We start from the raw sequence: 16,136 nt of genomic DNA on the forward strand, positions 1-16,136 counted from the left end.
TAGTCACCCCATCATATATGCGGCGTTTCCATATTTCTTTGCCTGCAAGTTACTTACTGATTTTTCAATTGTTTCGTCATTTATATTTATAATATTGCTTTTAAGTAACAACTTTGAAAGTAAATCTATTTGTTGCTGCATTAAACCTATTTGTTTATCCTGACGTTCGATTACTTCTTGAAAGTCAGAATTACCGCTAGCACTAACATTAGGCAACTGATTAGGACGTTTATTCCCTTGAATTTGCTTGCCAGCTAATGCTAAGAGTTTCATAGCATCTGTTCTTCTATTTGGGTCTGTTGGTATAACATATTCCGGCCAACCACCTTCGGCAAGCTGATACATACCAGCTGTATTAACTAAACCACCTGTCTCATATCCGATACCTCGATATGCCTTTGCTAATGAACCATATCGAGAAACTGCGTATCTAATTGAAGCTAGGATATTAGACAAAGGATCATATACATCTTTATCAAATCCTGGCATTGCATATGCTCTAAATGTTGGGTCAATTACTTGCATTAATCCTTTTGAAGGTATACCTTTTTTAGCATTGCTATCCCACAAGTTAATTGCTTTTGGATTGCCACCGGACTCTGTTTGCATCTGATAAAGCAATCTGTCCAAATTAGATTGGGTAAATTGATTTGTCAGCATTAATGCTTTTGTAGCTAATCCAGCCCATTTTTTTACTCCCGAGCCTTTTCCTCCTAAGCTTCCAAGACTTCCAAACCAACTATCCCATGTATCTTTAATCCAACCCTTTGCCATATCACCTATATAACTTAAAGGACTACCTGTGTGGTTAGTTAGCCATGACGGAATCAAACCATCAGATAAACCAAATTTACCTTTAACCATATCCCAAACAGATCCAGCACCCTTAATGAATAAATCGAAGTAATCACCAATACCATCAGCATATCCGGGGAATCCATAAGATTTTAATAATCTTTCAGTATGCTTGTTAGGTAGAACTGAAGATCCACGTGGTAAATCAGTGAGAAATTCAGGTCCGTTCGTTCCTAATAAAGTCACCCCGTGACCTGGAATGTGAGCAAGTTCAATTCCTTCTTCACCAACTATAGCTGGTCCTCCTGGATGACCTGTGGAAGACGTACCATCAGCATATTTAGCTGTTAGTTTTGCGTTTTGTCTACGCTGTGTTTGTCTACCAGTCTCTTTAATAGTTCCCTTTTTACTTAGTGGTTTCTTTCCGAATAGATCTCTTACCCAGTTTACAGCATCGATTACGCCATTATACATCTTGTCCCATCCGGATAAAACTTCACCTGTTTCCCAATCAACTTCATCGACATGTTCTTTAGCTTGCTTCTGCGCTTCGTCCACAACGTCATAATGCATATCTTCTGCTTTTGAAACTGTTTTATTTCTCTTTCGTTCAGCTTCTTTAATGATTTTTTTAGCTTCATCTGAAGATATAATGCCTAATTCATCTCTAGCCGTTTCAGCATAAGAAACAGTTTCTGCATATTGTTTATTTGCATCTTTGATGACTTTATCTCTTGTTTCAGCTGATTTTTTTACAGTATTTGCTGCTGTTTCTGCTTCTAAAATTCCTTTTTGCCCTTTCATATTATTTAAAATCGTTACTTGTTCTTCTTGACTTGCAGTTAATTCTTCTACCGCTTTGGTTCTCATTTGTTCTTGCAGCTTCGCTATTTCGTTAGCTTCTGCATCTGTGATACCACGCTTTTCTTCTGCTGCCAAAGTCCAAATTTCTTTTATTCTTGCCTGTTGCTCAGTATGTGCTTTTTCCTCTTCCAATTGTTTTGCTTTCAATTTAGCTAATCTCTTTGCCTCTTCTTGTTCCGTTAATACATCACTTTCAGCAAAAAGCCTTTGTTGTTCGGCTAGTTGTTCATTGTGATTCTCTTTCATAGCCTGAAGAACTTGATCGCCCATCTCTTGATATCTAGAAACCATGTTATTTGCCATTTCATCTGTAATGGTTTGATTAGACCAAGCTAAACTATTTAATTCTGCAGTTGCTTGTTCATCTAATTCCATATAACTACCAACAGCTTGTTTAGTTGCTTCGGATATTTTACCTTTAAAAATATCACTCTTAATAATCGGTTTATCCATTTCCTTATCAAGTGCGATGAAACCTAGACCTAAACCTCCTACAGCTAATGCAGTTATACCTAGCGGACCAGCTAAACCAGCTAATACACCAGATAGTCCAGCACCACTTCCTAACGCTGGAATTAATGGACCTACAATCTTAGCTAATGAACCTACACTAGTCGCAAGAGCACCTACACCTATTAAAGTTGGTCCAGCAGCCGCTCCTATTCCAGCTATCGCTAAAATAGTTTTCTGTCCTTCTGGTGAAAGATCAGCAAAAGCACTAGTAACATTTTCTACTGTATCAGCAACTTTCGGAAGAACATCTTCTGCAATATCAAGCATTGTTTCGCCGACTGGTTGCATATCAGCAACAAAGTCACGCCATACTTTTGAAGCACGCGTACCTAAATTGTCTTGAAGAGCATCACTTGCCTTTTTTGTAGCTCCTTCCACATTCTCTAAGCCTTTACTTGCACTTAGCATTGCATCAAAAGCTTTCCCACCTAAGTCTTCGTATTGGGTACCAAAAAGCCCAACAGCAGCAGCGTTTCGCTCTCCTTCATCCTTGGTATTCCTTATAGCTTTAACAACCTTTTCAAAGGCTTTCTTAGCATCTTCTCCGCCTTTGTTGAATTGCTTAGTCATTTCCTTCGCATTTAATCCAAGTGCTTTATATGCCTCTGTACTGCTCTTAGAACCATCTTTCGCACGGAGAGTGAACTCCTTCATCGCATCCCCAATTTTGTCTAATTGAAACGCTCCGGTTTCTGCACCCGCTTTAAACTTTGCAAACATATCTTCAGCAGACATGCCAAATTCGGCGTAGTACGTGGAATACTCGGAAATACTATCAAGGAATTCCCCACTATAATCTAAGTTTTCTTGGAAGCCCCTTGTAATATAGTCCATTGCATCAGACGCAGACATTCCAAATTGTTTCATTAAAATATTTATTGCTCTTAATGCTTCTTGTTGGTCGGCCCATCCTCTCCTTTCGAAGAGATCCAAACCTTGAGTTACATAAGATAGATCAACTTTACTTAAATCACCCAACGCCTTTGTAACGCCTGCTATTTTAGTTGAAACACCTTCAATGCTATCTCCGAATCCGTCTTTCCACAGTTCTGTTGCAACATCATTTAGCTTTTTTGCTTGTTTCTCCGTTATTCCTAGGTCAGCTTGGATATTTCCAGAAGCTTTATCGAATTCAAGTGCAGATTTACCCGCAGCTATTCCCAATCCTGTTATAGGAGCAGTTAAGCCAGCAGTAAGAGATGTGCCTATGTTTTTAGTTTTATCTCCGAATTTGGTTAATGATTCACCAGTATCAGTAATTCTGCGACCTAATCTATTAAAACCCGATTCCGCTTGCCTTTGTTCTTCTCTGAAGTCCGCTAATTCTCTTTGAGTATTTTGCAACCGTCTTTGCAAAGTGTTCAGTGCAGCTACTTCATTGTTATAAGATCTTGCTGCTCTTTCCGCTTCTCGTGAACCCTCTCCATGCTCTCGAACCATTTTTTCGTATTCTTGTCTAGCAGCAGTGGTAACAGATTCCTGTACTTGCAACTTACGATTCAATCCTGTAATGATGGTTTCGTACTTTGCTACAGAACGTTCGCCACGATCGAAAGCAGAAAGATTAGCTTTCATTTCACTGTTGACTGTCCGCAGTTGATCTTTTAAGCCTTTTAATCCTCTATTGAGCGCTGTGGAATCTAAATCTAACCCTATCGATAAACCTTCGATTCTTTCAGCCATAATCGTCCTCCTTTCTTTACATAATTAAAAAACCCCTAACCACCAAAAGCAGCGATAAGGGATTTTTGCTTTTTAGGTTTATTCTGTTCAACCATTAAATCAATCACAAATTGGTATGGCATATTTAAAATTTCATTAACGTCCTTACCTTGTTTCATTAATTCGCGGACGAGTTCATCCAAATATTCTTTTTGCTTTTCTGGCGAGAAATCCTCGTCCTTTAATCTTTCTTCGCCAGGTACTTTTTTGTTTCATCAGTTTGACGACCTCTTGTAATAAATATCACTTGTTCAGTTAATGTTCTTATTGCATCCGGTGCATGCAAACCATTTATTAATTGCTCTTTTGTAAATTGATTTTTGTATATATCATTTACAACAAAATCAGCTAACTTCTCTACATATTCCCTTTCGTTTTCCTCTGTCACTTTCATTGATTCTACATTCAAATCAATAGCTTGGTATACAACGCTTAGTGGAATAAACGGCGGTGTTAAAAACTTCTCTGTTACAATTTCGCCTTCTTTTACTTCTTTAACTAGTTCTATCATATTACGTTTTAAATTAGCCATTTTCATTACCTCCATAAAAAAAGAACAGGAATTAATCCTGCTCTTTAATTAGTACTCTCTTCATTTTATTTTTTGTGGATGACAATTCTTTAATTCTAGCTGCAGTTGGATTTTTAGCTCCTTCTGCTGGATATGGGTCATCTTTAATATAAATCCGATCATTATCCTTTAAATCTTTAAAATCATACACAACAACATATTTCTTTTCTTTTGTTTCTTCCTCATTTTTCACATCTACGATTTCTTGATTTTCAGTTGATTTTTTAGTCATCTGATTACGCTCCTTCTGGTGTAGTAGTCGTGGATGGATATGCTTGACCAAATACTGCTAAGAATAATGCGTCTCGTTGTGTAGTCGAAGTTTTGGTATCACGAGCGAATAACACTGATTTTTCTTCAGTAAAACCTTCCACTTCTCTATCCATAAATTCAGCTGTTACTTCTTCAGAAGAAAATTCAACACCATCTTGTTTTGTTTGGCCAGTAGTAGTATTTCTCATGAAGATTCCTTTCGTTAATCCAACCCACTCTTTAGATCCATCTTCGTATGTTTTCGCAAAGGCGCATGCAACATATGGAGGTGTATCAGTCGATCCATACGCATATAAGCCTTCTGTTGTTTTTTCAAGACCGAATAAAACTGCTTTGTCCTCATCTGGTAGTTTGTGAAAAGCAGATGTAACAGAAATATTTCCTGCTGAAACTGCAATTTCTGCTGTTTGGTTATCTCCATAAGCACGTACAGCTTCTTGCGGCATTTCGATATTGATTGTTTGTAAAAACTTAATTCTTTCTGGTTTCCCTATCGTTACAGCAGCACCAGTTTCATCAATTACCGCATAGTAAAATTCATCTACACCGGTAGATGATCTATAATATTTTTCCAAGCTAATCACTCCTATAAATTATTGAAATCTTCTCGATAAACTTTCTTACCATAACGTCTCGCAACTCGGAAAACTCCTGTAGCTTTGTCCCATTCATCAGGTCCATTAGTTTCCGAGAAACCATTTTTATCTACTAAGATTTTCCGTATCCTTTTAGCGACCAAATCCCTTGTTTTGCGGTTATCTGACCATATATCAACTTGTATCAAGCTGTCTTCACTTAAATAAATGTTATCTGCATAATCACCTATCCTATCGGAGTCAATAGGATCAAGTACTATATAGGTGCCACTAAAATCTCCCGTTTCCGGATATTCATAAAACTTAATACGGTTGCCTACATATTCATTAATAACTTCATCAGCGATAAGAAGAGAATACATGTAATCTAACATTAAATTCCCCTCCTTAACTCCCGCTTGACTGCTTCTCGGTATGCATTCTCTGCATTCCGCATCGCTTTTGCAATGGCTCCTTTACCTCGCGGATTAGGATTATTAACAGTTCCCCATTCATTCAAGTGAATGATTCTATAACGATCATGTGGACCACGCCAGTGTATTTTTATTGTCCTTTGCCCTGCTTTTCCAGTCGGTTCAGAAATAGTGATTTCTTCTAATGAGTAACCTTGATCTTTAAAAGTAGCAAATTGACGTTTAAGTTCTTCAACAAAAACCCTTGCCCCAGCTAACAATGCTCTATCACTGATTTGTTGGGTTCTTTGTTCTCCTAATCGGCTTTGTATTTCCCTAAGTAATTGGCTGTTCCCTCTGATATTTACACTCATGAAGTAACACCAGCCACTACTTTTATAAACGCACTATTCTGTGGATCCGGAAAAGTATTTTTGATATTAAATTTCTTATCACGATAGCCACGAGCATCCACAGAAACATAGTGTTTATTTGTTGGAATATAATCATCTAAAGGATCACGAATAGTGATAGTTATATCTTCTACAGTACCGTTTGTTTTCGCCTGTTCTAAATCCTTCATCCATACATTGTCTACTTTTGCTAAACAATCGAAAAGGACTTTATCATCCCTCTCACCCGGTTCTGGACCATCATTAGGTTTATACTCATAAAACTTTACAGGGACTCTCAAATCGCCTGTATTAACTCGTGGAGGTTTATATTTAAATGGTTGCATTTAAATCATCCTCCTCCGGCATTAAGGAAAGTCCTAAACTAGTAATCTCGCTTAAGAAATTATCTTCAAAATATTCGAGTGCATCATTATACAAATAGCGAGTACGTTCAAAAACTAATTCCTTTGCTCGTAAGTCTGTGTCCTTTTCTCCATTTACATCAAACTCTCCACAGCTATTTTTTAAAGCAGAAATAGAAAAGGACAACAATCTTTTTAAATTGTCGTCCTCACTAGAATGATATATATGCATACGTTCTTTAAATTCTTGTACTAACTCTTGTGTGATTTCCAATCACATCAACCCCTTATGCTCCTGCTGGTTCAGGTTGTGGAATATCTAATGTGTATATTTCAGCTACTTTATTATCACGTGGTTTACCGAAAGCGAAAGTCTTCGCAATGTGTAAATTACAATCTTCAAGGGCTAATGTTTGATCATATTCCTTTACTTCAATTCCACCACCACGGTAAGCATCATAACGATCAGTTACGAATGCAATAACTTCTCCGGCTGTTGCGAATAATGATGTGATGATTTTGAAATCAAATGGAACGTTTGTAATAAATGCGCCTTGTGCATTTCGAGTAGTGAATTTCGCACGTAATTTCCATGAATCAGTTGGATTGATAATTAGAGCTACTTTGCCATCTACATTCAAAGGTTTTCCATTTTGTTTAACAGATAGTAATTCACCGATTCCAGCGAATTCCTCGATGATTTTCCCGTCATCCGCTAATGTTAATGAACCTGCTACAGTTTTCTTAGCATGGCCATCTGTTGGATCAACAGCTGCTTGCAAGTCACGAATTAGACCAATTGGTTCATGTTTTGTTGGACCCGCACCATTAATTACAGCAGACTCTATAGCTACAGCGTATGTTTCTGTAATTTGAGCTTGTACGTATGCTTTTACCCATGCTGGGCCGAATTTCGCAAGATCTTTTGGTAATACTACGAACGCTGTTAATTTAGATTGAGCGATGTTTTCTTGTTTGAACACCGCATCTAGTTGTCCTTTGATATCACCAAAGATTGGTCCCCATACAGCAGCACCTTCATACTCAGATGTAATGGTTGTTAAAGTAACCGTCCCTAAGTTTTGGAAGTTGATAACAGATAGTAAAGGATGTTCTGTTCTAAGATCATCATAAATGCGTTCAACGATTGTTTCAGGTAAAACTAATTCATCTGTAAATCCGTCAGATTTCACTACTTCATTGAAAAATGTACGTTCTTCAGTAGTCATTACATCAGCGCCACGGTTTGCTAAAACTACTTGATCAACTGTATTAGCAGCAACTTGATTAGTAATTTGTGTTGTTAACGAGTTTACTAATGCATCTTGCATTGCTATCCACGCTGTTTCAACTTGTTCAGGTGTAGACTCTTCATTTTTAACAACATTTGCGTAATTTAATTTGGCTTCCTCGTAATTATCTGTGTGATTGTTTAATTTAATTGTCATATATAATACCTCCGTTTTATATTAAAAAAGGAACCCTTTACGCTTGTTAGTCGGTTGTACCTGATCAGGCGTTGGTTCCTCTTTTGTTTGATTTTTTAATTGTTTTAATTCGTTTGCTAAATTTGCATTTTGAGCTCGTAGGTTCGCAATTTCATCAGCTTTATTTCCTTCCACAGATGATGCAGATGATGTAGCAAAGCCAATCTCAACAGCTTTTGAAGCACTAAACCAAGTTTCAGCGTCAACCTTTTTACGAATTTCCGCTCTGTCAACATTCGCTTTAGTCATATAGATATCTATGATTCCTTCTTCTAACTCTTCTAATAAATCTGCTTCACTTCGGAAATCTCCCTTAGCTCCCCAAACACCACTAGAAGCTTCGTGAATCATAAACATAGAACCTAGACCCATAACCAATTCATCAGCTGCCATTGCAATTACTGATGCAGCGGAGCAAGCCCATCCATCAATATAAACTTTGATTTTTGCACCTGTTTCTTTTTTGTAACTCATCAGGCGATTGTAAATTGCGATACCATCAAATGCGCTACCGCCTGGTGAATTCAATCTGATTTCTATGTTATTGGTACCAGCTTCTTTCAAAGCATTATCAATATCTACCGCAGAAGTCCAATTTTCATTCCACCACGCTTCTCCAATCACTCCATAAATAGTTAACTCTGTTACAGCTTTTTCACTATCATGCTTTACTGCAAAATTATGCGGGACAGCTTTTAACTCTTCATCAAATTGAGTGTTTTTATAGTTAAACAGACGTTTTACTTTCATTCATTCTCACCTCCTTTAACCGCTTCGGTAGTCTGATAGTTCTTTGTGATAACGAACTTGTCCAATTCTGGATCATCGGATTCTTCATATCCTGCCTCTTTCCTTAGTTCATTCCGTGAAAAGCCACCGGAAGCAACCAGCTTATCAAAGGACTCAGCAATTTCAAAAATGCTGCTATACGCAATAAACCTAGCTTCAACTTTTGAACCAGCTAAATGCTCTTTTTTTGTAAAAAGCTTTGCATTAAGTTCATCTTGTATTTTCCTTAGTAAAGGACTTATACAAAACTTTACATAAGCTTTAATAGCTGTTTCATATTCCGCTAGTTCTCCATGTATCAATGCATTAGGAATACCTAATATATTGGCCACATCATCAATTAATGATCTTTTTAATTTCGTTAATTCATCAATTGGTTGGCCTTTTGTTTCTCCACTTGCAACTTCGTCATACTCAAAACCCTTTAGTTTTGGAACAAGCGCAATAGAATTATTCTTAAATGAATTAAATAATTTATCGATGAAGTTTTGTAATCTGGTTCTATTTTCTTTAGTCAGTTGCTGGGTTGAATCAATTCCAACCATTCCTCGAATTTGATAATTTCGAAGAGCAATTTCAAGCATCCTACTAAATAAATTAGCGTAATCATCAAACATCCCATCAGTGAACTTTGACAATTTTTCGTTGTTGTGTGTTAAATAAATGACTTCATCCATTTGATATGTTCGTTGAAAGGTATACCCCTTCACCATCACATTGCTAAATGTATCAGGATAAACAGCAAATTCATTCCTGGTGAAATCATCTGCAATTAAAAAATCATCACTATCAGTCTTGATTACTAATATTTCGTTTTCATCAATCAACTTATAAGTGAAATCCTGCCAAAAATCAGCAGCACTCTGATCAGTATTCGGTCTAACGTTAAATAAATAATGCCAATTATTTAACTGCCGCTTTCCGTTTTCTATAAAGCGAAAGTCTGATTGGCTGATTGTGCGACCGATAAAATTAATGCATGTTTCAAGTGCCATCTTTTTTAAATAAGCTCTTTGGGTTGTTTCATAAGTTAAGTCAAGATCAAACATCCATTCAAGCTCACTGTTACGCCTTAATACTGAATCTATAAATCCCATTTACATATTCACCCCCTCCCTAAAAATTCAAGGCATCTAATGCTTCTAACGCGTCTGTAACATCATAATCTTCTAAATCCCTTGAAGCCCAAACTCCATATAAGAACATCATGAAACCATCTGTTTTCCGCTTCACTTCTTCTTTCTTGCGATAAACTTTATTACCATTAGGAAGCCGCTTAACGAGTACATTATTTGTATACCAGCGCATTAAAGGATTATCTCCAAATATCACTTGTTCATTTTCAAAAGCAATTTCCACTCTTGGAGCTAATAAACCACTGGCAGCATCCGGATTACGTATAACCTCAACTACAAATCCAGCTGCTTCAAATAATGGTTTGAGAACATCCATCTTAAAACTATCGCCTATAATTTTTTTAATGTTCCAACCCTCATCACGTTTTTTAACAAACCATCTAACTACTAAATGAGGATCCATGGTTTCAATCTTTAAGACAGACAAAAGACCATCGTTTTCCCACTCACGGATTGGAGCGAATTTTCGATGGTCCTTCTTCTTATTATTTTCAGCTTTTTCCTTACTATAAGCATAATGCTTATCAGCAAATGGCTTACATACATATGAATGTGTTAACTCTTTAGGAATTAAGTAATTATCATTTTTTTTAAATAGTAACCCCATCGCAACAAAGTCACGTACAGAAGCATAATCCAAACAGCCGATACATTCACGTCTTTTCAATTCATCTAAATCATATGGTTGATTAGTTGCTTTAATCTTTGTCCAGGACGTAACACTCTTTTCTAAATCCACTTTAGGTAAATTCATACGCTTTGTAACAAATTCTTCATAACCATCTGGATTATGTTCTAATTTGTTATACTGTTTCATCACTGTTCTTAACAATGTCTTTGCATAACTTGTTAATGGTGGATGAAATTGCGAATTGGCTTTTTGCCACATCTCTTGACTATGCATTTCCTCTTCAGCATCTAAGCAACACATGAAAGGAAATAAACCATCATCACGAATACTTACTGACCCATCTAACAAGTTATCTGCTCTTTCTAATAACTTATCTAAAAACCCTTCTCTGACATATCCATCTGAACCTACATAAAATATTCTTGGGTTTTGCACCTTACCTAAACCAGATGTAAATACATCAACTGTGGATGAGTTTTCGTACTGGTGAATTTCCTCGAAAATAACACAACCATCTCTCAAACCATCTTTCGTGTTTGCATTAGAAGTATGATATTGAAATTCTGATTTTGTAATACGAGATTCAATCAAAGCCTTCTTATGACGAAAGTGAGTTTTCAATCTGTCATCTTTATCAATCGTGTTAAAAACTTCTGTGAATGACATCTTTGCTTGCTTCTCACTGTTAGCTACAACGGAAACATTATAATTATTTATTCCATGCAGCTCACTAATGAAATAGTTCGCTAGTGTGGAAATACGACCAGTTTTTCCTCCGCCACGTCCTTCATAATCTAAATGCTCATCAAACACTAAGGAACCATCTTTGTAATATAAGAAAATAAAACAAGTTTTGAATTTCTGAGTAAGCGTAAGTGGAAAATAATATTTTTCTGTAAAAGTTATATAACTTTCAATTTGCTCACTATCAAAATACATATCGTCAGCAGTTAATATTTCACGTTCAATCAGTTCGATTAACTTAATGCGTCGCTTATTTAAAATGATTTCTCCATTACGCCACTTACTAATATATTCATCGACATAACTATAACTAATCAAATTAAACTACCACGCTTCGGTTGGTCTTCCACAGTTGAGGAAGGAGTAGGTGGAGACGTGGTTTTTAATTTGAATTTAATTGATTTTTCTAGCGCAATCTTTTGAGCATTGATTTTCATTTTCTCATTCATACTCGGATGACTTTTTATAAATTTTTGTTTTCCATTTTCAATAGTTATACTTACACCGTCACGATCAATCACTTTATCACATTCTTCATCTAGTTCATGCAGCCGTATCAAGTCATTTATTTTCTTGACTTCTAGCAAATCATCGGTATCAATTCGTGATAATAATTGATTTTTTAATTCATCAAGGTTCATACTACCCCTCCCCCCCTACACCCCTAATGTGAAAGGCTAATTTTTTAAATATTTTTAGACGATTGCCCCCCCTATACCGGTATCCCCAGAGTGAAAAAAGCGAAAACCTTTGACCCGGGGGGTATTTAGGATTTCATCCCATTTAAAATAGCAATTTCATCATCGATCTCTTTCATTTCCATGTTGTTTTTCTCCATTTCATTATGTTTCTCTTGGAGTTTCCCTTCTAATATTTCAACTTGTTCTATCAGCATATTATTATGAGTTACAAGAACATTTCTTCTTTGGATTAGTAATTCAATAGCTTTATCCATCCTTATCTCTCCTTTACCATCGTTCATCATCAGCCCATTTGTTTTTCTTAAATACAAACTTCCATACTCGTCCATGCTTTTTGTTATGGCAGTTAACACAAAGAGTTTCTAAGTTATCATCATCAAGAGCAAGCTCTGGATAATCTTCTAGTTCTTTTATGTGGTCGACAACTAACATGATCTTCTTACGCTTTGCTTTCTCGCTGTACTCATTTGTATCTAACGTAACTCTTCCTTGTCGCTTGCATTCCTGGCATTCATTGTTGTCACGCTTCTTAATATCCAGCCTTTTCTTTTTCCAATCAGAACCGTTATAAAACTTACGCTTCTGTTCTTTTGTTTTGTATTCAGCCATTAAGCATCTATCCTATTCACATTCAGTACAAGCATAATGAACACTCGGTACTCCATCACCATACATCGTTGTCTTACTCATTGCCTTTCCACAATTAGGACACTTAGCTCTATCTATCTCATCCAGTTCATTTGCTAATGCTGCAGCATGTTTAGATATCACTCTAAGCTTTGCTGCTAGATTGTCTGTATCTGCTGTTACTTCAATCGCTAATGCCTTACTTTGTTTTGGTCTGTTATTCTTTTTATAAAGATTGTAATCAATGTGTCCTGGCATTCCATCATAAGGAGACGGCTTTACATAGTCATTACAAACAGGACATCTAATTCCATCCAAGCAAGTACCAACAATTCTTGCTCCACATTCTTTATTCATGCAATTCATTTGGATTTTTTTATTTCTTGCACTCTGAGTATCCATATCTTTCACCCGTCTTTCTCCAAAATAAAAAGACACCCAATTGGATGCCTTTTATTGATAAACTATTTAACTGTTTCTTTCATCAATACACTTTCTAAATGAGTAGTTAAATTTCCACATTCGTTACAATACACACCAATTGCAGGTATAAATGGTCCACTAAATTCCAATCCCTTTAAATGGTCTTGAGTCTGCAAGGTTATGTATCTGTCATAAACAGCAAAATTCATTGCTCCACATCGATTGCAAGGTGTTAAAGCACCTTTTTGCTCAACGGCTTTCTTTATCTTATTAATCATTTCTTCTGTAAACACTTGCACTTATCACACCTCCTTCCTCCTAATTATCAGAGAAAGGAAAAATAGGTACAAGCTACTATCGTTCGTCATTTACCGACAAAATATGATAAACAAATACAAACAAGAATAATTGCTAAACAAAGCATATACCATTCCCAAAGTAAAAGTTTCTTGAATACATCTATTGTGAAGCAAATAAATAGGCAAATTAGCGTTCCTAAAGCAAAGTTAATATAAATACTCATTTTCTTCTTATCGCTCCGTTATGGCGCTTATACGTGTCTCTGTTAGTACCCATCAATTCACGCAAATCATGTTTGGATAATTTCTCTTTTCTTACCTTATTCAACTTCTCTTTGGTGTCAGTTCGTAGATGATTTTCAAGTTTCATAATCACCACATCCTATAATAATGTTCAGACTTACAGAAATAGCCTAAATTTCGATTTTAATAAGTTACTAGAGTATTTGTTCATTAAAATAGAAAAACGCTCCTATGACTCTAGGAACGTTTAATGATTGTTTTATTATTTCTAAACCAGATATTATCCTTCGAGAAAGGTTGCGATCCTTTTACTCATACTCGAAGGCAGTTTTTAATATCCAGTTCACAAATAACAATAAGGTATAATCCCAATACACCGAGAGAATGGCTGAGATTGAGAAATCACCTTCCACAATCATCAAAATTAATTCCCCGAAGTATTCGTCGCGGGTTCTTCAACCCTTTTAGACTAGCGCGCTTAGGACTCCACATGCCTCCCTCGTTAACCGAGCATGATTCACAGTCCGCAGAATATATTCGAGTACGTCTTGATAAGGGAAAGGCGCTTCTCCCATCAACTAAATAACTAGCTGATAAGAAAATGTTACCTTTTTAGGAAATAAAAATAGTCCCCTGTTTTGTCCTATGTTTTATCCCTTATTTTGTCGGGTTTTTGTCGGGAAATAAAAAAACAGCACCTAGATAATTCTAAGTGCTGTCGCTATAAGATTGATTGCGTATTTCTTGTGTATGTAGTATTGGTCTTTGGTGAGTCCTAAATCTAAATACACATCAATGTCCTTTACTCTGTGATTGTCTAAGTATTTACGCTGGATAATCTCTCTTTCAATTTCATTTAATGCATTCTCTATAGCACGATCAATTTGTTTAACAAACAAGAATTTTTCTTTTTCAACATCATTCAGCATAGGGAATAGTTGGTCTATCCCTTCTGCATCCTGTTCCAATTTATTCTGAAATGCAACTCTATAAGCTTTATATTGTTTCAATAGACGGGCAACTACTCTTCTAATCTCTTTGTCGTCCACATCTGAAAATAAAGACATTTGTTTCAAGACGACTCCCCCTTATGTTATAATAGCTTTGCGGAGCTAGGAGGAATCCTAGTTTTTTTTATTTTTCCCATCAAGTACGAGATAACTTTTTAAGTGCTTCATAATTATCTTGGATTGTTTGTTTAATCATCGCATTTCTAATTTCTTCCCTTGTTAATTTACTTTGCTTCATTTCCCTTCACCCCTCCTTTCTGCGGATAAGTTTCGTATTAAGAACTCATTGTTTTTATTAATTCGTCAAACTCTCTTTTAGTCATATTGTTTGGAACAAAATACTTAATTACATCTTCAAATGGTCTAAGGTAATACTTTAATATTTCTTCACCATCTTGTGGGTTCACAACTGTTCCAGTAACATTGCTTAAATAATCGTTTCTTGTCATATTCCAATGAGTAGGACAGTCGACTACAGTGGAGAAACGACAATATAATCCATTAGGTTGCTTCGCTATAAAGCCGCTCAAATTAAACCTCCTTACACCACAATTGTTTCGTATGTTGCGGTTATTGATATACGACTCTAAAATCAACCCAAATTTCATTTAGAAGAACTTTTATACTATCTTCATTAGTGATTCTTCCTCGTTTATCTACCTCATAGGGTATATCTGCTTCAAAAATCACAACTTCTTCATCATCAAGCATATTGTCTTCCAAAAATACTACTTTCTTTTTCATCTATATTTCCTCCTTACCGTACTTTAGTTATCTATGTTTTCTCTCCTGGTGCCTATATCCCAAATACATAATCATAAATATAGATACTTGACCGACCCAAAAGCCAATTAGAAAACTCATATTATGCCTTCTTAGGTTTCTTTTTAATTATTAAAGGTGGTTCGCCAGAGCCTTTACAATGCTGACAAACCTTTTTCCCAATCATTCCAGTCCCGTTACACATGAGGCATACATTCATATCAAACAGGCTTATAATGCTCATTTTAGTACCCTGTATCTTGTCTTACATGGTTCACTTTGTTTTTCTCATAGTAAGCTGTTTCTATCTCTTCCCATGTGAATCCGAGCATTTCACCTAAAGCTAAGTACCTACCCAATAATTCCGAATAAAAATAGCGTTTGTTTTTAAATTTAAAAACTGCATAGTACACAATATTGAATTGCTCTAAAACACTGCCAAATTTTTCAGTTTCTATTTCTCCAAAAGCCGATTTAAAATCGACTTCAATCCCCAACTCTAAAACAAAATGTAATCAATCTACATATTCTTCAAGGAGTGGATTTTTATATAACTTTCCATAACAGCCGATACAAGCCTTCCTTCCTAGACGGTTACAATGATTACATGTGTTTATACTAGTTCTTGGCTCCTGGTCCTTACTCCAAAATTTGAACCCTCGCCATTCATTCGCACATTCACCAATTTCAACCAGCAATGCTAATATTAATTTTTCAAAACGATCTTCCCCTTCATAACCGATTCTGTCACGCAGCACCTTTTGTGTATCGAATAGTTTTTGTAGGTTCATTTTGATTCCT

At 36.1% G+C, this 16,136-nt stretch carries 21 protein-coding genes and 1 pseudogene; all 22 read right to left on the minus strand.

From position 1 onward, the window contains the following. Positions 1-3: 3 nt before the first annotated feature. The 22 genes and pseudogenes from NSQ89_RS12880 to NSQ89_RS12985 all read right to left on the minus strand — a co-directional run bounded on the left by NSQ89_RS12880 (position 4) and on the right by NSQ89_RS12985 (position 16,126). On the minus strand, positions 4-3,855 hold the full coding sequence (locus NSQ89_RS12880; RefSeq protein WP_341132721.1) for a phage tail tape measure protein: 3,852 nt from the start codon (positions 3,853-3,855) through the stop codon (positions 4-6). Positions 3,856-3,890: 35 nt separating this feature from the next. Next, positions 3,891-4,037 (minus strand): phage tail assembly chaperone GT, encoded by a 147-nt coding sequence (gene gpGT, locus NSQ89_RS12885; RefSeq protein ID WP_341132722.1) that lies wholly within the window; start codon positions 4,035-4,037, stop codon positions 3,891-3,893. A gap of 38 nt (positions 4,038-4,075) precedes the next feature. Then, positions 4,076-4,426: a phage tail assembly chaperone G gene (gene gpG, locus NSQ89_RS12890; protein ID WP_341132723.1), complete on the minus strand. Its 351-nt coding sequence runs from the start codon at positions 4,424-4,426 to the stop codon at positions 4,076-4,078. 31 nt (positions 4,427-4,457) lie between these two features. Next, the gene (locus NSQ89_RS12895) at positions 4,458-4,697 is read right to left on the minus strand and encodes a hypothetical protein (protein WP_341132724.1); all 240 of its coding nucleotides are present in this window, start codon (positions 4,695-4,697) and stop codon (positions 4,458-4,460) included. A gap of 4 nt (positions 4,698-4,701) precedes the next feature. After that, on the minus strand, positions 4,702-5,313 hold the full coding sequence (locus tag NSQ89_RS12900) for a major tail protein (RefSeq protein WP_341132725.1): 612 nt from the start codon (positions 5,311-5,313) through the stop codon (positions 4,702-4,704). An 11-nt stretch (positions 5,314-5,324) separates the two neighbouring features. Further along, positions 5,325-5,708 carry a hypothetical protein gene (locus NSQ89_RS12905; RefSeq protein ID WP_341132726.1) on the minus strand — a complete coding sequence of 128 codons (384 nt, stop codon included), beginning with the start codon at positions 5,706-5,708 and terminating at the stop codon, positions 5,325-5,327. Continuing rightward, on the minus strand, positions 5,708-6,100 hold the full coding sequence (locus NSQ89_RS12910; protein ID WP_341132727.1) for a hypothetical protein: 393 nt from the start codon (positions 6,098-6,100) through the stop codon (positions 5,708-5,710). The genes NSQ89_RS12905 and NSQ89_RS12910 overlap by 1 nt, the downstream gene beginning before the upstream one ends. Beyond that, a complete protein-coding gene (locus NSQ89_RS12915; RefSeq protein ID WP_341132728.1) occupies positions 6,097-6,465 on the minus strand; it encodes a phage head-tail adapter protein in 369 nt (122 codons plus the stop codon). The genes NSQ89_RS12910 and NSQ89_RS12915 overlap by 4 nt, the downstream gene beginning before the upstream one ends. Then, complete coding sequence (locus NSQ89_RS12920) at positions 6,452-6,757, minus strand: hypothetical protein (RefSeq protein ID WP_082810104.1); 306 nt, start codon at positions 6,755-6,757, stop codon at positions 6,452-6,454. The genes NSQ89_RS12915 and NSQ89_RS12920 overlap by 14 nt, the downstream gene beginning before the upstream one ends. A gap of 13 nt (positions 6,758-6,770) precedes the next feature. Next, positions 6,771-7,931 carry a phage major capsid protein gene (locus NSQ89_RS12925; RefSeq protein ID WP_341132729.1) on the minus strand — a complete coding sequence of 387 codons (1,161 nt, stop codon included), beginning with the start codon at positions 7,929-7,931 and terminating at the stop codon, positions 6,771-6,773. 21 nt (positions 7,932-7,952) lie between these two features. Continuing rightward, positions 7,953-8,720 (minus strand): head maturation protease, ClpP-related, encoded by a 768-nt coding sequence (locus NSQ89_RS12930; RefSeq protein WP_341132730.1) that lies wholly within the window; start codon positions 8,718-8,720, stop codon positions 7,953-7,955. Next, the gene (locus NSQ89_RS12935) at positions 8,717-9,856 is read right to left on the minus strand and encodes a phage portal protein (protein ID WP_341132731.1); all 1,140 of its coding nucleotides are present in this window, start codon (positions 9,854-9,856) and stop codon (positions 8,717-8,719) included. Before NSQ89_RS12935 ends, NSQ89_RS12930 begins: the two co-directional genes overlap by 4 nt. A 19-nt stretch (positions 9,857-9,875) precedes the next feature. Next, positions 9,876-11,588, minus strand: a complete 1,713-nt coding sequence (locus NSQ89_RS12940; RefSeq protein WP_341132732.1) for a terminase TerL endonuclease subunit — start codon at positions 11,586-11,588, stop codon at positions 9,876-9,878. Further along, complete coding sequence (locus NSQ89_RS12945) at positions 11,585-11,911, minus strand: terminase (protein WP_341132733.1); 327 nt, start codon at positions 11,909-11,911, stop codon at positions 11,585-11,587. Before NSQ89_RS12945 ends, NSQ89_RS12940 begins: the two co-directional genes overlap by 4 nt. 125 nt (positions 11,912-12,036) lie before the next feature. Then, the gene (locus NSQ89_RS12950; RefSeq protein ID WP_341132734.1) at positions 12,037-12,225 is read right to left on the minus strand and encodes a hypothetical protein; all 189 of its coding nucleotides are present in this window, start codon (positions 12,223-12,225) and stop codon (positions 12,037-12,039) included. A 13-nt stretch (positions 12,226-12,238) separates the two neighbouring features. Continuing rightward, a complete protein-coding gene (locus NSQ89_RS12955) occupies positions 12,239-12,580 on the minus strand; it encodes an HNH endonuclease (RefSeq protein WP_341132735.1) in 342 nt (113 codons plus the stop codon). Between the two features lie 12 nt (positions 12,581-12,592). Continuing rightward, positions 12,593-13,009, minus strand: coding sequence for a hypothetical protein (locus NSQ89_RS12960; protein WP_341132736.1), 417 nt, complete (start codon positions 13,007-13,009; stop codon positions 12,593-12,595). Between the two features lie 53 nt (positions 13,010-13,062). Continuing rightward, positions 13,063-13,320 (minus strand): hypothetical protein, encoded by a 258-nt coding sequence (locus tag NSQ89_RS12965; RefSeq protein WP_341132737.1) that lies wholly within the window; start codon positions 13,318-13,320, stop codon positions 13,063-13,065. Between the two features lie 941 nt (positions 13,321-14,261). Beyond that, on the minus strand, positions 14,262-14,630 hold the full coding sequence (locus tag NSQ89_RS12970) for an ArpU family phage packaging/lysis transcriptional regulator (protein WP_341133162.1): 369 nt from the start codon (positions 14,628-14,630) through the stop codon (positions 14,262-14,264). Positions 14,631-14,848: 218 nt separating this feature from the next. Beyond that, the gene (locus NSQ89_RS12975) at positions 14,849-15,103 is read right to left on the minus strand and encodes a hypothetical protein (protein WP_341132738.1); all 255 of its coding nucleotides are present in this window, start codon (positions 15,101-15,103) and stop codon (positions 14,849-14,851) included. Between the two features lie 40 nt (positions 15,104-15,143). Next, positions 15,144-15,317 (minus strand): hypothetical protein, encoded by a 174-nt coding sequence (locus tag NSQ89_RS12980; protein WP_341132739.1) that lies wholly within the window; start codon positions 15,315-15,317, stop codon positions 15,144-15,146. Between the two features lie 263 nt (positions 15,318-15,580). Next, a pseudogene (locus NSQ89_RS12985) lies at positions 15,581-16,126 on the minus strand (dUTP diphosphatase). Positions 16,127-16,136: the final 10 nt, after the last annotated feature.

It is taken from the genome of Niallia sp. FSL R7-0648, from assembly GCF_038007005.1.
In the GTDB taxonomy this organism is placed as follows: domain Bacteria; phylum Bacillota; class Bacilli; order Bacillales; family Cytobacillaceae; genus Niallia; species Niallia circulans.